We start from the raw sequence: 16903 nt of genomic DNA, 5'->3' as shown, positions 1-16903 counted from the left end.
TAACTAAGCAACAACTGCGCTACTCGTTTGTACTTCCCTACTTACTTTTTTTACCAGTCCTTGTAATACATTGCCCGGACCAACTTCTGTAAAATCGTTTGCTCCATCGGCAATCATATTAGTAGCTGTTTGTGTCCATCTAACCGCACCGGTTAACTGGGCAATTAAGTTTGCCTTTATCACAGCCGGATCTGAAGTAGGCTGTGCATTTACATTTTGATAAATTGGGCAAACCGGAGCTTGGATTGCTGTAGCTTCAATAGCTGCTTGCAACTCAACTTTTGCAGGCTCCATTAACGGCGAGTGGAAAGCGCCACCAACATTTAATTTTAAAGCTCTTTTAGCGCCCGCAGCTGTCAATTTTTCGCAAGCTTCGTCAATTCCCTCTATACTGCCAGAAATTACTAACTGACCGGGGCAATTATAGTTAGCCGGTACTACAACCGCGTCTATACCAGCACAAACCTCTTCAACTACTTCATCTGCTAATCCTAAAATCGCAGCCATAGTAGAAGGTTGCAATTCGCAAGCTTTTTGCATTGCATTTGCTCTAGCAATAACCAATTTCACCCCATCTTCAAAAGAAAGTGCATTTGCAGCAACTAAAGCAGAAAACTCGCCTAACGAATGTCCCGCAACCATTTCTGGCTTAAAATCATCGCGTAATACTTTTGCTAAAATAACCGAATGCAAGAAGATAGCTGGTTGTGTAACATTAGTTTGTTTAAGTTCCTCGTCTGTTCCACCAAACATAATATCGCTTATGCGGAAACCGATAATTTCATTCGCTTTTTCGAAAAGTTCTTTCGCCAATGGGTTTTCGTATAAATCTTTACCCATGCCTACAAATTGAGCACCTTGTCCTGGAAATATATATGCTTTCATATTCCTTAATCCCCTAAGGGGAATATTTATATTTTTTAAAATTTGTTTAATTATCCAAATCCTCTTTAAGGACTGACTTTAATGCAGATTTGCTGTTATTAACCTTAAAAATTCTGCTCTTGTTTTATCATTGTTCAAAAATCCGCCAGTAAACGCAGAGGTTGTAGTAACCGAGTTTTGTTTCTGCACACCACGCATAGCCATGCAAAGGTGTTTACATTCCATTACCACAGCAACACCAGCAGGTTTTAGTGTATCTTGTATACAGTCTCTAATCTCGTTAGTTAAACGCTCTTGTACCTGTAAACGGCGTGCAAAGGCATCAACCACTCTTGGTATCTTACTTAAGCCTACGATATGGCCGTTAGGAATATAAGCAATGTGTGCTTTACCAAAAAAAGGAAGCATGTGGTGCTCGCACATAGAAAAAACCTCTATATCCTTAACTACAACCATTTGGCTGTAATCTTCCTTAAACATCGCTCCGCGTAGAATTTCGCCTGGATCAATGTCGTAACCGTGCGTTAAATATTGTAGAGCCTTAGCTACACGCTCTGGTGTTTTCACCAAACCCTCACGCTCTGGATCTTCGCCTAGCTGGCCTAAAATATCTTTGTAGTGTGCAGAAACTGCACTAATTTTCTGTTCGTCATAACGATCAATTTTTTGGTAGCCCAAAACTTCGTCGTCATGGTTGTATTTATCGTTTTCCATTTATTTTTATGCTTAACCTAAATACTCAACAAAGTTGTTTTCGGTTTCGTAAAGTTTAATACTATGCAATTCCGCATCGCTTTCTGCAATTAATGGCTTTAAAATATCCCAAATGGCTATAGCTAAATTCTCTGTAGAAGCTAGCTTTCCTTGCATAAAATCAACGTCAATATTTAAGTTTTTATGGTCCACCTTATCAATTACGTTTACATTTATAAGCTGTTTAAGCCATTTTAAATCTACCAAAAAACCTGTTTCCGGATTTACTTCGCCTTTAACAGTAACATATAATTGATAGTTGTGCCCGTGCCAATTCGGATTGGCACATTTACCGTAAACTTCGGTGTTTTTATCTAAGCTCCAGTCTTCTCTTGCCAATTTGTGGGCAGCGTTAAAACTTTCTCTGCGTGTTATATAAATCATTATCTATAAATAAAAAACAAATATACAGATTAAGGTTCAAGCAGAAAGAGTAAACAACGAAGCTAAAAGTCAAAAACACATTTTCTCAATCTTAATCTTTAATTTAGGGCGATGAAAATATTGCTCGTTGCAGCCACTAAAGCAGAAATTAATACCGTATTTGAGCATTTTAAGCTAAAAAATGAGGCATTTGTAGCCACCGATAATTTTGACGTGTTAATTACTGGCGTTGGCATGGTAGCAACCGCTTTTTGTTTAGGGAAAAAGCTAACTAACCAATACGACCTTGTTTTAAACGTGGGCATTGCCGGAAGTTTCGACAGAAACATCCCTTTAGGAAGCATAGTTAATATAACCGAAGATATTTTAGCAGAACTGGGCGCAGAGGATAAGGATAATTTCATCACGATAAATGAAATGGGCTTTGGAAATAATAGGTTCAAAAGTACGTACTGGTTAGATGGCTTGCCAACAGTTAATGGCATTACCGTTAGCAAAGTGCATGGCAACCAAACCTCTATTGATAAAGTAATAAAGCAATTTAACCCACAAACAGAGAGCATGGAAGGTGCCGCTGTATTTTACGCTTGCACTCAAATCGATATTCCTTGCCTACAAATAAGAGCCATATCTAATTACGTAGAACCCAGAAATAGAGATGCTTGGGAAATTGCCTTGGCCATTAAAAATTTAAATGATTGGGTAATTGGTTTTATAACCGATTTATCTAATAATACAGCCTAATAGTTGAAAAGCAGTTGCGGTAATTCTTCGGTTAATGCAGCCCCGCTTTCCGTTGCAATCTTTTTACCTCTAAATTCCCTAAAAGGGAATGGTAAAAAGTATTTCCACTGCAAGCGGGTTTAAAAACAACATGCTGTACAACTAATAACAAATGTGGCTAAAGCCAAAAAATCAACTACAATAATCCGTCAGTTGAAACCGATAATGATGAATATATGCCAAGGCGAATAAATGATGTTTTCTATTTCGAAATTATGCTAACTTATTGCCATTGACTTTATTCGCAAGATTACCCACAGGACTTTTTTAAGCATGTATACAACCTTAAATAGGATTACAAAACATTGTGCTGTAAACGGGATTGCAACGAAAATCCTTTTTTGCTGCTGATTTCGAACGAGCGCTTCGCGAGGAGAAATTTCTTGCTAGCTGCAAAAGTTAAGTATAGCCGGTTACATTGTAAATGGCTAGCTTATTGCCGAAAAAGATTGTAGAGAAAAGCCCGAGCAACGATAATAAAGGCCCTGCAATTGCTTTCTGAAAGTAAGAGTTTAATGAGATTGTAAAAAACCAGTATAAATAAATTTTAGTTGCTTTTAAACCCTAATTTTGTGCCATGAAACTTACACTCGGTTTTTCTCCTTGCCCTAACGACACGTTTATTTTCGACGCTTTAATCCATCATAAAATAGATACAGAGGGATTAGATTTCGAAGTATTTTTTGACGATGTTGAAACCCTAAATCAAAAGGCAATGCGGGGCAAGTTGGATATAACAAAGTTAAGCTTTCATGCTTTCGCTTACGTTGTAGAAAAATATGCTTTGTTAAACGCTGGTAGCGCCCTAGGCTTTGGCGTCGGCCCTCTGTTGATTTGCAAAAAGGAAAATTTCGATAAAATTAGCTCGCAACTGCAAGCAGAAAATTGTAACCTCAAAATAGGCATACCCGGCAAATATACTACTGCCAATTTCTTATTGGGTGTGGCTTATCCGCAACTGCGGGATAAAAAAGAGTTAGTATTCTCTGAAATTGAAGATGCTTTGCTAAACGACGAAATAGATTTGGGATTAATCATACACGAGAATCGTTTTACTTATCAAGAAAAAGGCTTACATAAAATGATGGATTTGGGAAGCTATTGGGAAGACTTAACCAATTGTGCCATTCCTTTAGGTGGAATTGTAGTAAACAGAAACCTGCCCTTAGAAATACAGCAAAAAGTAAATAGATTGGTTAGAAAATCTGTAGCGTATGCGTTTCAAAATCCTAAATCGGCAATTGAATTTATACGCAAACATGCACAAGCTATGGACGAGGCCGTGATGTATAAACACATAGAACTTTATGTAAACAACTACTCGGTAGACTTGGGTGTTGAAGGTAAAAAAGCAATAGATACGCTTTTTACAATCGCTACAAAAAATCAGATCATTCCTAATTTCGAGCAGGATTTATATGTAGAAAAATAATTTCTTAAAAGTTACAAAATTTTACTGAGCGCAAGGCCCATCGGGAATTTGCTTGCTAATTTTGAGCAATTTTGTAACTACCATTGTAGAATCATAGTCCCCTGTTACCAAAGCGGTATCAGATTTAACAAATTTACACTCCGCTTCTATATAAACTGGGGTGTAAGGTTTCTCAAAACCTAAGTTAACATAAGCCAATTCTAAAGTCTTTGCACTGTCTATAACCCAATATTCGCTATTATCCTCGCAGTCAATGAATGACCTTAATTCGGGGCCAAAGCTATAAAGTCCTTTAACTACAGCTGGTTTTTTATCGCCAGCTTTTTTATCGCCTTGGCAAGCAACAAAAGATGCCACAAAAGCAAGCACTACAACGATAAGTATTTTAGAAGTATTCATGTGTTTTATAGGTCTTGATTTAATTTGTCTATATTCTTAACGCTTAAATTTGATGCCAAAGTTGAGGCAATGAATGAGAAAAAACTTACCGTTATAAAAACAAGTATAAAATCTTGCCATTTAAATGCTATAGGATAAGCATTACTTAGCAATAAATTAGTTTCTCCCATTTTAAACCAGCCAAACTTTTGCTGCAATAAACAAAAAACAAATCCAATTAGTAGGCCAAAGATACAACCTGTTAAGGTTATCATCATACCTTCGAGCAAAAATATTCTGCGTATTAACTTTTTGCCCGCACCCAAACTGTTTAAAATAGATATATCTTTTAGTTTATCTATTACCAACATAGTTAGCGAGCCAATAATATTAAAAATTGCAATAATTAAAATAAAAGTTAGGATAATGTACACCATCCATTTTTCTGAACCTAAAACATTATACAGTGCTTGATTTTGCTGAACGCGATTTTTAACTATATATTTTTCGCCAATTTCATTCTCTATTTTAGTTTTAAGTTTCTCAGCATCAACGCCAGTATTTACATTAATTTCTATTGCTGAGATATTTTTTTCTTCGCCCAATAATTCTCTTGCAAATGGCAAAGGAACAATCATTATGTTGTCAAACTCTTGTTGCACTTCAAAAACACCGGATGGAGCAATATTCATTATCGTAAAATCGTCCAAAGGATTTATAGAACTTGCTTGCACACCTTTTTTTGGTGAATATATCTGTAATTGCGAAAATGGATCGGCAACATTTACGCCCAAGTAGGCTTGCAACGCAGAACCTATTACCGCATTTGGTTGCCCTTTGTCATTTTGCAACACAAAAAATCCATCAACCATTACGGTATCTAAACTTTTATTTTTCAGAAAATCGTTACTTACACCTTTTATTAACGCTGGCACCTGTTTTTCGTTGTACCATACCAACGCATTCTCTGATAGCACCTCAGTATAAGAAAAAACGTCTTTATTGGTTTTAAGCGATTTGAAATATGCCGTATCGGGATTAAATGTTTTGCCTTTGGCCGGTTGGATAATAATTTGCGGCGTAATGGTATTAAACATCTTAAGTACCGTTTCTTCGAACCCGTTAAAAACCGACAAAATAATGATTAAGGCTGCGCTACCTACAAAAACACCCAGCACAGAAATAGCCGAGATGATATTGATAGCATTGGTAGACTTCTTTGCAAAAAGATACCTCTTGGCGATGTAAAAAGCGGTGTTCACATCGCAAAGATAGCGAAAAAGGTTAAGGGATTAAAGGCAGAACGTTAAAGGTTTATACCAAAAAAGGGTTATTCATCTTTTCAAAACCTATAGTTGTTGATGGGCCATGACCAGGAAATACTTCACAATCATCTGGTAGTTGAAAAACATTCTGCTTAATGCTGTTGATGAGTTGTTGATGATTTCCGCCAGGCAAATCTGTTCTGCCAATGCTTTGGTAAAAAAGAACATCGCCACCAATTAAAAAATTTTCTTCTCTTGCGTAAAAGCAAAGGTGTGCTGGAGAATGGCCTGGAGCAAAAACCAAATTTAAGGTGCTATTTCCAAAACTTACAGTACCGGTTTCAGGCAAAAATACTTCAGGCTCTGGCGAAAGCTCGTAATGCATGCCCATTTGTGGTGCATAACCTGCTACCGATTGTAAAACGAAAAGCTCTCCCTTGTGGAATTGTGGCTTTAACGACCAATTGTCAAAAACAAATTTGTTACCCAAAACATGGTCTATATGGCAATGCGTATTTAGCAGCAATACTGGTTTTAGGTTATGCTCTTTTATAAAAGAAACCATTTGGTTTTGCTCGCTACTATTGTACATTCCTGGATCAATAATTACGCATTCGCCAGTTTCATCAAATAAAACGTAGGTGTTTTCTTGGTATGGGTTGAAGGTGAATTTCTTTAAGCTAATCATGAATCAAATTTATTTATGCGCAATTAATTTTTCCATCTAAAGGATTCGATCATTCTATCGATGTCTTTTTTGATGAATTTTACCACTGGTTGTATAGAATCGTATTGCGGACGTTCGTTAAAGTACAAAGCTCCCCTAAAATAGTGTTTGGTACTATCAGTTAAAAAAAATTGCACAGAAGAGGCTGTATTTCCTTCGATGGAGTAATAGATTCCATAAACTTTTTTATCTGGATAATTTATCAACTTTTGGTCTATTGCATTAGCTTTAATGGTATGTTTCATAGCTAACAGGCGAGCAGACTCGGTCATGTCATTATAATCCTTTAACGAAAAATTGCCAAAATATGTGAGGTGAAGTTGACCGTTAAACGAAGGAAAATTTAAATTATTCCAGCAAGGCTGTGCATTTTTATCCTTATCTGGCACTATTTGCGCATATACAGGATAATCAAACGTAAAAGGGCAATCTGCATTGTAAGTCTGGTAGGCTTTTTTCGGAAAATTAATCCTAAAATATCCCTTTGGTTTTGGTGTGTTGGTAGTATCGCCGGTACAGGCTAAAAGCATACTTAACACTACAAAGAGGATAAAAAAGTTTCTCATAAATATCAAACTACAGGTTGTTCCAGATTTCCCAAGAGCGCTCTGCCTGTAAATGTAGCATTTCTAAGCCATTCTTAATCTTTGCTCCTTTTTCTTTAGCCTTGGCCAAAAAGGCGGTTTCTTCTGGATTATAAACCAAATCGTAAGCCAAATGCGCTGGAGTTAAAAATTGGTAAGGTATCGGCGGAAAAGAATCTAGGTTAGGCAACATTCCTAACGGAGTAGTATCAATCAGCAACTTGTATTCGTCTAAAATTTCGGCAGTTATAGCAGAATACAATATGGCATTTGGCGCTGGATTTCTTACCACCACTAGATACGGGATACCTAATTTGCCAAGCACATATTTTACAGCTTTAGCTGCGCCACCATCGCCAAAAATTAAAGCTTTTGTATGATGTTTTTCTAGCAACGGCTTTAAAGAAGTTTCAAAACCATAAGCATCGGTATTATAGCCCTTCAGAACTGCAGTTTCGGCGCTACGTTTAACCGCAATACAATTAACAGCGCCAATTTCTTTGGCTGCACTATCTAGCTCGTTTAAAAATGGCATTACGTTTAACTTGTGCGGTATAGTTACATTTAAACCGCAAAGCGATGAATTTGAATCGATTAAATCCATCATTTCCTTAGCGTCAGCCATTGGAAACAATTCATATTTACAAGCTTCAATTTTTTCGTTCTCAAATTTCTCGGTGAAGAATTTTTTAGAAAATGAATGCGATAAAGGATAACCGATTAATCCGAAAGTTCTCATGTTTTATAAAAAAACCGTCGGCTAAAGCCGACGGCGATAAATATTATTTTAGCAGGGCATTTCAAAATAAAATGCTTTATCCTACATATTCCATCTTATTTAGCAGACGGCAATGAATGTTATGCCCAAAACACCATTAACAAAGCGTACGGTGCATTGTTCTCAAAAAAATTATTTATTTAAAAAGTAGTCGAAAGTATCGCCTCTTAAACCTAAACGAATAGTTTCTAAAGGAATAACTTCTGCTGGTGCAATATTACCTAAGTTTACGTTTGTACCAATTAGTTTAATAAACCACACTTGTTGCTCTTTTTGAGGCGCTTCCCAAATAATGGTTTCTTCAGGAATTTGAGTTAAAATCTCGTCAACCAAACCTTCTCTAACTTCTCCAGTTCCGCGATAAATACCTACATTACCACCTTCACGGGCTTCTGCAATCACTTTCCAAGAACCAGCTTCAATTTCGGCTTTCATTAAAGCAATCCATTTATAAGGTGCAAAAATTTTAGCTGCATCTTTAGAGCCCACTTCCGAAATTACGGTTACTTGCTCAGAAAGCTTACGAATATATTCGCATTTTTGATCGTGTTCGATATCCATAGAACCATCAGAAACTTCCGCATACTCCATACCGAATTCTTCTAAAACTCTACGGTAATCATCAAACTGATTACGAATGGCAAAAGCCTCAAATAAAGTACCTCCAAAATAAGTTGGAATGCCTGCGCTACGGTAAAGTGCTAATTTTTCTTTTAGGTTAGGCGTAACGTAAGATGTAGCCCAACCTAATTTAACAATATCTGTATGTACGCCAGCAACATCAATAAAATCTTCAACCTGCCTAAGGCTCAAGCCTTTATCCATCACCATTGTTAAGCCACTATTGCGTGGTTTAACCGGACGTTCTGGAATATTATTTAATTTATAATTCATATTGGTTGCAAAGGTTAAAAAACTCTGCTATTTTTTAAAATAAAACTGGTTAATATTATGTTAAAACCTATTTAAGGTATTTGTTAATTACTTCAATTATTAATCCATTGTCTTGCAACTGTGGCAAATACTCAAACAAGATATGGTGTTTCTCTGGGTCTGTTACCAAGGCTGTTTCTAAATAAGCCAAAGCATCATTAGTTTGCCCTAGTGCAAATAAATAAGCCACCATTCTGTAGTAAAGTTCTGCCGCATCAGGATTATTTTTAATAGCCTCGGCCATTGTTTCTGAAGCCTCCAATAATTTCCCTTGCTCGTAAAGTACCGTAGAAAAATCTAGCCATGCTTCAATATCCAAAGGATTATATTCCAATACTTTATAATACGCCTCTACAGACTCTTCTATCTGACCCAATTTATAATAAGCGTCGGCCATAGCAAACCAAAAATCTGGATTTTCGGCATCTAACTCTATCGCTTTTTTATAAAAATGCAACGACTCAAAAAAACGTTCTTCAGAGTTTAGCGTTACGCCAATTCCAAACCACGCATCAGCCATTTTTGGATCCATTTTTACCGATTTTTTATAGCAAGAACGGGCTTCGTCCATTTGCTCCAACTTTTCGTAACACTCTCCAATAGCGCAATACGTATCGGCGTTTGGTGGTTCGTACTCGAAAGTTTGCCTGTAAACATCAATAGCCTCTTGGTACTTATCTAACTGCACCAAAGCATTTCCTTTGTTGTAGTAAGCTGATGCAAAGTTCTCTTTTATCAAAATAGCGTAATCATAAGCGTCGATAGCTTTTTCAAACAAATCCATTTTATGGTAAGAGTTTGCCAGATTATACCAAGCCGCATACGAATACGGATCGTTGTCTATATACTCTTTGTAAAACTGGATACTTTCTTCCTGCTTATCTAAAATATCGTAACAAAAAGCCAGTTCGTACAAACCGTCTTTGTTTTCCATATTTTGCTCTAAGCTACGCTTGATGTAAACAATTGCATTTTCGTAATCGTGCATATTTTGGTACACGTATGCCATTTGCAATAAAATTTCGTCGGTAGTTTCGGCTAAGGTTAGTGCCTTTTCGAAATTCTCTAAAGCCTCTGCGTGTCTTTCTAAGTTCTGGTAGATATTACCACGCAGTACATAAATATCGGCCTCAGAGGCCTCTAGCATTTCGGCTTTGTCTAAAGCAGCAAAAGCTCGGTCTACTTGATCGGTAAATAGCAATAACTGTGCTTGTTTTACCAAAAATACCGCAGCATAAGGGTGCTGATTAACCGCATATTCTACTACTTGTAGTGCTTTAACCGGATCGTTTTTTTCAATATAATTATCAATTATATATTCAAATGCCTGCGCATCAAAAAAATACTGATCCTGATTACGAATCATTTCTTCGTATCGTTCTACAGAGTGTTGCGCATCATCATTAAAACCAAATTCAAATTCTTCTTCCATGTGTCGAATATTTAAAGAACAAACCGATTAATCTAAAATACCCCTAAGTTTACGCTATTTTAAGGTTCAGATAAGAAATTAATTTTCAACATACACACATGCAAATGTTAATTTGCTAATCTTAAATGCTTAACGATTGTGTGAGATAAATGTTTTAGGCGAAGTGCGTTGCCGGATTTGTTGTTTATATGTTTGCAAAATAACATATATTTAATTTAAAATCAGTAAAATTCAAGTCATGAAACGCGTAACCATTTCCCTGCTACTTCTATTGTTAACAACTACAGTAACAATTGCGCAAAATAAAAATGAAGAAGACGCTATTAAAGCAACCATTAACCTACTTTTCGATGGGATGAGAAACAGCGACACTACAATGATTAGAAAAGCTTTCGGGAGTAAAAACACCATGCAAACCATAGCAAAAAGTAAGGATGGAAAGTTTGTAGTTAAGACAGAAAATGTAGACAATTTTATAAAAAGCATTGCGATACCACATCCCGAGAAATATGATGAAAGAATTGTTTTTACTAAAATTTTGGTCGACGCTAATTTAGCAAGCGTATGGACTGATTATAAGTTCTACGTGGGTGATAAATTTAGCCACTGTGGCGTAAACTCATTTCAGCTTTTTAAGGATGATGATGGCTGGAAAATAATTTACATTATCGATACGAGGCGGAAAGATAATTGTAATTAACTGTTTTATTATCTTACTCTTATCGCCGATAGCGCAGACCTCTTAATAGCGTAAACCCGCTGATTTGTTAAAAGTCTTGCATATTCTGTGCATAAAAAATCAGTGTAAATGTGCGAAATAGCAACACGCTAAACTTCGAAACGTATTACACATAATCATCTTTGTAAATTTGAGTTTTTTCAGACTACCAGTTCAGACTAAAATTTAATAGTTGGCTTTACTCCTTAATTTTTTGTTGTTTTGTAAGGATCGATTTATCATTAAAAATCAAACCAATGAAAACAAATATAAACGAGGTACTTAAGCAATTAGGTATTGAAGAAATGAACGCCGCTTACAGCACTGGAACTACATGGGGCAAAACAGCTGGTGAGAAAGTTATCGAAAGCCACTCTCCGGTAGACGGCAAGAAAATTGCATCGGTACAAATGGCTACAAGGAGCGACTATGATGTTGTGGTTGCGAAAGCGCAAGAAGCTTTTGTTAGCTGGAGAAATGTACCGGCTCCTAAAAGAGGCGAAATGGTTCGTCAGTTTGGCGAAGCTTTGCGAGCAAATAAAGAAGCCTTAGGCACATTAGTTTCTTACGAGATGGGCAAAAGTTTACAAGAAGGCTTTGGTGAAGTACAGGAGATGATCGATATCTGCGACTTTGCAGTAGGTTTATCACGCCAACTTTACGGTTTAACCATGCATAGCGAAAGACCTAACCATCGCATGTACGAACAATGGCATCCACTAGGTATTGTTGCTATTATTTCTGCATTCAATTTCCCTGTTGCCGTTTGGGCTTGGAACACTGCTTTAGCTTGGGTTTGTGGTAATGTTTGTATTTGGAAACCATCAGAAAAAACGCCTTTAACGGCAATTGCTTGTCAACATATAATTGAAAATGTTCTAACTGCTAACGAGGTACCAGAAGGTGTTTGTAACTTAATTATTGGCGATAGCGCAATTGGTGAATTAATGAGCAACGACGGTCGCGTACCTTTAGTTTCGGCAACTGGATCTACCAGAATGGGCAAAGCCGTTGGCGCAGCAGTTGGCGCTCGTTTAGGCAAAAGCTTATTAGAACTAGGCGGGAACAATGCTATCATTATTTCTAAAGATGCGGATTTAGACATGTCTATAATTGGTGCTGTTTTTGGCGCCATTGGTACTGCAGGTCAGCGTTGCACAACCACCCGAAGATTAATTATCCACGAAAGTGTTTACGATAATTTTGTGGCTAAATTAGTTAAAGCTTATGGACAATTGAGAATTGGCGATCCTTTAGATCAAAACAACCATGTTGGACCACTAATTGATAAAGATGCAGTTGCTAATTATTTAGATTCTATTGAAAAATGTAAAGCCGAGGGAGGAAATTTTGTTGTAGAAGGTGGTGTTTTAGCTGGAGAAGCTTACACTTCTGGCTGTTATGTTAAACCTTGTATTGCCGAGGTTAAAAACGATTTTAAAATTGTACAGCACGAAACTTTTGCGCCAATTTTATATTTAATCAAGTACACAGAATTAGATGAAGCCATTGCCTTGCAAAACGGCGTACCACAAGGTTTATCGTCTGCAATCATGACCTTAAATCTTCGCGAAGCAGAACAATTCCTTTCAGCGCAAGGCTCAGATTGTGGTATTGCCAATGTTAACATTGGTACATCCGGTGCAGAAATTGGTGGTGCCTTTGGTGGCGAGAAGGAAACTGGTGGTGGCAGAGAAAGCGGTTCTGATGCTTGGAAAGCTTACATGCGCCGTCAAACAAATACTATAAATTATGCAAATACTTTGCCTTTAGCTCAAGGAATTAAGTTTGATTTATAACATTCAAATTCCCGAATGGGAATTAATTTTTAACCATAAAAAAAGTCCGCTAACCTCTTAGTGGACTTTTTTTATTATCGGTTGGTTAAGTACCAACCCCAAAAGTGGACTGCAAAATTATTTTGCTAATTCATCAAGCATTACCAAATCTTGTAATGTAACTTTTTTTACTGCGGCAGCTTTTGCGTAAACTAGGTTTTCGGTTTTAACACTTGCATTGTCTGCAACAAAACGATCCATGTTTAACTTAGCTTGTGCGCTTAAAACTGCGTAATGTTCTGTAGTTGTACCGCTTAATTTTAAGCTAGCTTGGTCTTTAACCTTAGTTGTTAAGTTAATTGTGTTGGCATCAATATCTGCCGTTGCGCCATCTTTTAATGTAACTTCTAAACTTAAGAAACTTACTTTTCCACAGGTTTTAATGCTTGCATTATTACTAGCTTCTATTGAAGAAAGATTACGTACGTAAACTGCAACTTTTAAAGTTTCTTTTTGGAAAGAACTAATACGCAACTCGCCATTTTGTTGCTGAACCAATGCGTTTTTTGAATAGTAACTGTCGTACACTTTCACATTTTCGTCTGGCGCTTGTACCAGCAAAACCTCTACATTTCCATTTACTATTATTTTGTTAATGTTTTTAACGGTTTTTAACTCGGTAACCTTGGTAGATTTTACATCTGTAGATGCAAATACCGAACTGGTTAAAACTACTAAACTTAATGTTGCTGCGAATAAACTTTTGATAGAATTTTTCATGATCTGAATATTTTAAACTGTTGTTAATCTGTTATTTATTTTTGTTTTCCTGTAAGCTCCTTGCTGGCAGGTTTCGTAAATAAGACCGCAGAAATTGCAAAAGGTTGCACCGCGACTAGCGCTTTTAGACCATAAGCAAGTAACTCACGACCAACGCCTGTAATTTTTCGACGAACCGACCAGAGAATTATTTCATTGGTTCATCAGTTTATCGGATTGAACTAATGACTAACGTGCTAACGAACCACTGACCAAAGAAAAAATCTAAATAAATATTGCCTTAGAGTTTGAATAGAATAAGAAATGATGTAAGTTTAAAATTTTTAACCTACTTACCTTGCCTCTCTTTTAGTTTTTGTTCAATGTTACGTGTAAATAGCTCCAAACCCTGCAAAATTGTTTATTCCTTATGTAAACATGAGTTTTTGGGTTATTTAATTGAGCCCCACATTGTTCAGCTAAATCCGCAAGGCGATTTTTCATTAACCTACCAACGTTTATTTACGCATACTGCTAAAGAATTTGCCAAACATCTAACAGAGGTCGATCTAAAGTTGATAAAAATCCTCGATGATACCGAGCAGGATTATATCATCAAAAAATACCATAAAAAAGCCATTAGGCCTTTCGAATTTTTCAGCAAGTTTTACGATGATAAATTTTACGAAAGTGTACGCCCAAAAATAGAAAAGAAACTGGCCGAAGTTTTGGAGGTTTTAAAAACCAAAGACGGCTTGTATTTAATGGATAAAGATGGTTGGCCCGCAGAGCGAAAAATTGATTTGGCCACCGAACCGGCAACAGTGCTTTTTCATTTTAGAAGAAACGAGATCGAAACCAGGTATTTTCCAACAATAAAATACCAAGGTTTACGAATAGATTTTATGTTTAAAGATGCGCAGGTAGTTTGCAACCAGCCCGCTTGGATGTTGTTAAACGATGTGTTGTATTATTTTGATGGTGATATTGAAGGAAAGAAATTTGTTCCGTTTTTAAACAAGCGATACATCGCTATCCCTAAAGCAACCGAAGAAACGTATTTCGAAAAATTTGTAGCACCGCTGATTGAAAAACATCACGTTTACGCAGAAGGCTTCGACATAAAAACTGAGAAACACGAAGCCACGCCGGTTACAAAAGTTATTTATGTTGATGGTGGCATCTCTCAAATACAGCTTTACTTTAAATACGGAAGTTATGCCTTTGTAATGGGCAACGACAATAAGGTTACCGTTAGGTTAAGCAAAGAAGCCGACAATTATATTTTTACCCGCATCAAAAGAAATAGCGACTGGGAAAAGGAAAAATTTAACGCTTTAATTCGTTTAGGGCTGAAAAAAGTTAGTGCTCTTTTTCATCATTTGGAATTGCCAAACTTAAGCGAAAACGATAATCCATCTTATGCCATAATTACTTGGGTAAATGAGCATATAGAAACGTTGCAAGATTTAGGTTTCGAAATTGAACAAGCCAGTAGTAGCAAACGTTTTGTTTTTGGCACCAATAAAATAGACTTTGAAATTGTAACCGATAACGATTGGTTTGATATAAACGCTATCGTTTATTTTGGCGTTCATCCAATTCCTTTTATCGCGTTAAAGCAACATATTTTGCATAAACGACGTGAGTTTGTTTTGCCAGATGGCGATATTGCTATTATTCCAGAAAAATGGTTTACACAGTATAGCAGTTTGTTTAGCCTTGCCGATGGAACTAAGAATCTGCGTTTAAAAAAACATCACCTTGGGTTAATAAATGATTTAGCCGAGGATAGTTTAGCAAACGTTACCCTAGATAGAAAACTACAGCGTTTAAACGATTTTGAGGACATTGCAGACAGCGCAATGCCGGTTAACTTTAAAGGAGATTTACGTCATTACCAAAAAGCAGGCTACAACTGGTTTAGCTTTTTAAGAGAGTACAACTTTGGCGGTTGCCTTGCAGACGACATGGGTTTGGGTAAAACCATACAAACCTTGGCTATGTTGCAAAAACTTAAGGAAGAAGATGAAACGAATGCCACCCACAGCACTTCGCTAATTATTATGCCTACCTCGTTAATTTATAATTGGCTAAACGAGGCAAAAAAGTTTACCCCAAAACTAAAGATACACGCACATACTGGCACTTTTCGAAATAAGGACATTAGTTTTTTCGATAAATTTGATGTGGTGATTACCACCTATGGCATTACTCGTGTAGACGCAGAGCTGATGGCGAAGTTCTATTTCAACTATATTATATTAGATGAAAGTCAGAATATTAAAAACCCATCTTCTAAATCCTTTAAAGCGGTACGAATGTTAAAATCGAGGCATAAATTGGTTTTAAGTGGTACGCCTGTAGAAAATTCGGTAGGTGATTTATGGACGCAGCTAACGTTCTTAAACCCGGGATTGTTAGGCACACAAGCTTTTTTTAACGAAGAATACGTACAAGCCATAGAAAAGCGCAAAGACGAAGAGAAAGCCAAAAAATTACAGGCAATTATTAAGCCCTTTGTACTGCGCAGAACGAAAGAACAGGTAGCAGCAGAATTACCTCCAAAAACGGAGCATATTTTTTATTGCGATATGAGTGAAGAGCAGGCATCGGCGTACGAAAAAACTAAATCTGCCTACCGCAACGATTTGCTTAACAACATGGAAAATGGAACCTATGCAAAATCTCAAGTACAATTGCTACAGGGCTTAACAGCTTTACGCCAACTGGCAAACCACCCAGCAATGATTGATGACGAATACGAGGGCGATTCGGGTAAGTTCGAAAACGTTATGCACACATTAGACAATGTTTTAAAAGGTGGGCATAAAGTGCTGATTTTCTCTCAATTTGTTAAACATTTAAATCTGTTTAAAAACTGTTTCGAAAAGCAAAACATTCCATTTGCCTATTTAGATGGAGGCACTAAAAACAGAGGCGAGATTGTTGCAGAGTTTCAGGAAAACAAAGATTTAAAAGTTTTCTTAATATCGATAAAAGCCGGCGGTGTAGGTTTAAATTTAACACAGGCCGATTACGTTTTTATACTCGACCCATGGTGGAACCCAGCTGTAGAACAGCAAGCCATAGACAGAACGCACAGAATTGGACAAGACAAAAAAGTATTCATCTATAAGTTCATTTCTAAAGATACGGTTGAAGAGAAAATTTTGGCTTTGCAACGCAGAAAAAAATCGTTGGCAAACTCGTTAATTACTACCGAAGAGAGTTTTTTTAAATCGCTTAGTAAGGATGATATTAAGGAATTACTAAATTAACCCATAAGTTGATCCGTTGCATTATAGCTAAGC

The 16903-nt window shown here is 36.8% G+C and carries 16 protein-coding genes; 5 read left to right on the top strand and 11 right to left on the bottom strand.

Going from position 1 to position 16903, the window contains the following annotated elements:
* Window positions 1-3: 3 nt before the first annotated feature.
* The 3 genes from fabD to DUT69_RS02745 all read right to left on the bottom strand — a co-directional run bounded on the left by fabD (window position 4) and on the right by DUT69_RS02745 (window position 2022).
* The gene (gene fabD / locus DUT69_RS02755; RefSeq protein WP_113651603.1) at window positions 4-885 is read right to left on the bottom strand and encodes an ACP S-malonyltransferase; all 882 of its coding nucleotides are present in this window, start codon (window positions 883-885) and stop codon (window positions 4-6) included.
* Between the two features lie 78 nt (window positions 886-963).
* Window positions 964-1599 carry a GTP cyclohydrolase I FolE gene (gene folE, locus DUT69_RS02750; RefSeq protein ID WP_113651602.1) on the bottom strand — a complete coding sequence of 212 codons (636 nt, stop codon included), beginning with the start codon at window positions 1597-1599 and terminating at the stop codon, window positions 964-966.
* A 12-nt stretch (window positions 1600-1611) separates the two neighbouring features.
* The gene (locus tag DUT69_RS02745) at window positions 1612-2022 is read right to left on the bottom strand and encodes a 6-pyruvoyl trahydropterin synthase family protein (protein WP_113651601.1); all 411 of its coding nucleotides are present in this window, start codon (window positions 2020-2022) and stop codon (window positions 1612-1614) included.
* 111 nt (window positions 2023-2133) lie between these two features.
* Here DUT69_RS02745 and mqnB point away from each other — a divergent pair, with 111 nt between their 5' ends.
* Both mqnB and DUT69_RS02735 read left to right on the top strand, forming a co-directional pair.
* Window positions 2134-2766, top strand: a complete 633-nt coding sequence (gene mqnB, locus DUT69_RS02740) for a futalosine hydrolase (protein WP_113651600.1) — start codon at window positions 2134-2136, stop codon at window positions 2764-2766.
* A 616-nt stretch (window positions 2767-3382) separates the two neighbouring features.
* Window positions 3383-4237, top strand: a complete 855-nt coding sequence (locus DUT69_RS02735; protein ID WP_113651599.1) for a menaquinone biosynthesis family protein — start codon at window positions 3383-3385, stop codon at window positions 4235-4237.
* 21 nt (window positions 4238-4258) lie between these two features.
* Here the strand turns inward: DUT69_RS02735 and DUT69_RS02730 are convergent, their stop codons facing one another.
* From DUT69_RS02730 to DUT69_RS02700, 7 genes are all read right to left on the bottom strand, one after another.
* Window positions 4259-4636: a hypothetical protein gene (locus DUT69_RS02730; RefSeq protein ID WP_113651598.1), complete on the bottom strand. Its 378-nt coding sequence runs from the start codon at window positions 4634-4636 to the stop codon at window positions 4259-4261.
* 5 nt (window positions 4637-4641) lie between these two features.
* Window positions 4642-5877: an ABC transporter permease gene (locus tag DUT69_RS02725; RefSeq protein ID WP_113651597.1), complete on the bottom strand. Its 1236-nt coding sequence runs from the start codon at window positions 5875-5877 to the stop codon at window positions 4642-4644.
* Window positions 5878-5929: 52 nt separating this feature from the next.
* Window positions 5930-6568, bottom strand: a complete 639-nt coding sequence (locus DUT69_RS02720; protein ID WP_113651596.1) for an MBL fold metallo-hydrolase — start codon at window positions 6566-6568, stop codon at window positions 5930-5932.
* 23 nt (window positions 6569-6591) lie between these two features.
* The gene (gene gldD / locus DUT69_RS02715; protein WP_113651595.1) at window positions 6592-7173 is read right to left on the bottom strand and encodes a gliding motility lipoprotein GldD; all 582 of its coding nucleotides are present in this window, start codon (window positions 7171-7173) and stop codon (window positions 6592-6594) included.
* A 10-nt stretch (window positions 7174-7183) separates the two neighbouring features.
* Window positions 7184-7930: a shikimate dehydrogenase family protein gene (locus DUT69_RS02710; protein ID WP_113651594.1), complete on the bottom strand. Its 747-nt coding sequence runs from the start codon at window positions 7928-7930 to the stop codon at window positions 7184-7186.
* Between the two features lie 171 nt (window positions 7931-8101).
* Window positions 8102-8863 (bottom strand): phosphosulfolactate synthase, encoded by a 762-nt coding sequence (locus DUT69_RS02705; protein ID WP_113651593.1) that lies wholly within the window; start codon window positions 8861-8863, stop codon window positions 8102-8104.
* Between the two features lie 67 nt (window positions 8864-8930).
* Entirely contained in the window at window positions 8931-10334 is a 1404-nt protein-coding gene (locus DUT69_RS02700; RefSeq protein ID WP_113651592.1) for a tetratricopeptide repeat protein, read from the bottom strand.
* A gap of 238 nt (window positions 10335-10572) precedes the next feature.
* On the opposite strand from DUT69_RS02700, the gene DUT69_RS02695 reads away from it, so the two are divergent.
* Complete coding sequence (locus tag DUT69_RS02695) at window positions 10573-11034, top strand: nuclear transport factor 2 family protein (RefSeq protein WP_113651591.1); 462 nt, start codon at window positions 10573-10575, stop codon at window positions 11032-11034.
* A 275-nt stretch (window positions 11035-11309) separates the two neighbouring features.
* Window positions 11310-12851: an L-piperidine-6-carboxylate dehydrogenase gene (amaB, locus tag DUT69_RS02690; RefSeq protein WP_113651590.1), complete on the top strand. Its 1542-nt coding sequence runs from the start codon at window positions 11310-11312 to the stop codon at window positions 12849-12851.
* Window positions 12852-12968: 117 nt separating this feature from the next.
* Here amaB and DUT69_RS02685 read toward each other — a convergent pair whose 3' ends face one another.
* Window positions 12969-13610, bottom strand: a complete 642-nt coding sequence (locus DUT69_RS02685; RefSeq protein WP_113651589.1) for a GIN domain-containing protein — start codon at window positions 13608-13610, stop codon at window positions 12969-12971.
* A gap of 362 nt (window positions 13611-13972) precedes the next feature.
* On the opposite strand from DUT69_RS02685, the gene DUT69_RS02680 reads away from it, so the two are divergent.
* Window positions 13973-16870 (top strand): DEAD/DEAH box helicase, encoded by a 2898-nt coding sequence (locus DUT69_RS02680; RefSeq protein ID WP_113651588.1) that lies wholly within the window; start codon window positions 13973-13975, stop codon window positions 16868-16870.
* Window positions 16871-16903 lie beyond the last annotated feature (33 nt).

Source organism: Pedobacter namyangjuensis, assembly GCF_003313325.1.
GTDB lineage: Bacteria > Bacteroidota > Bacteroidia > Sphingobacteriales > Sphingobacteriaceae > Pedobacter > Pedobacter namyangjuensis.
Note: the sequence above shows the minus strand (reverse complement) of the source record. Positions and strands in the feature narration are given on the sequence as shown.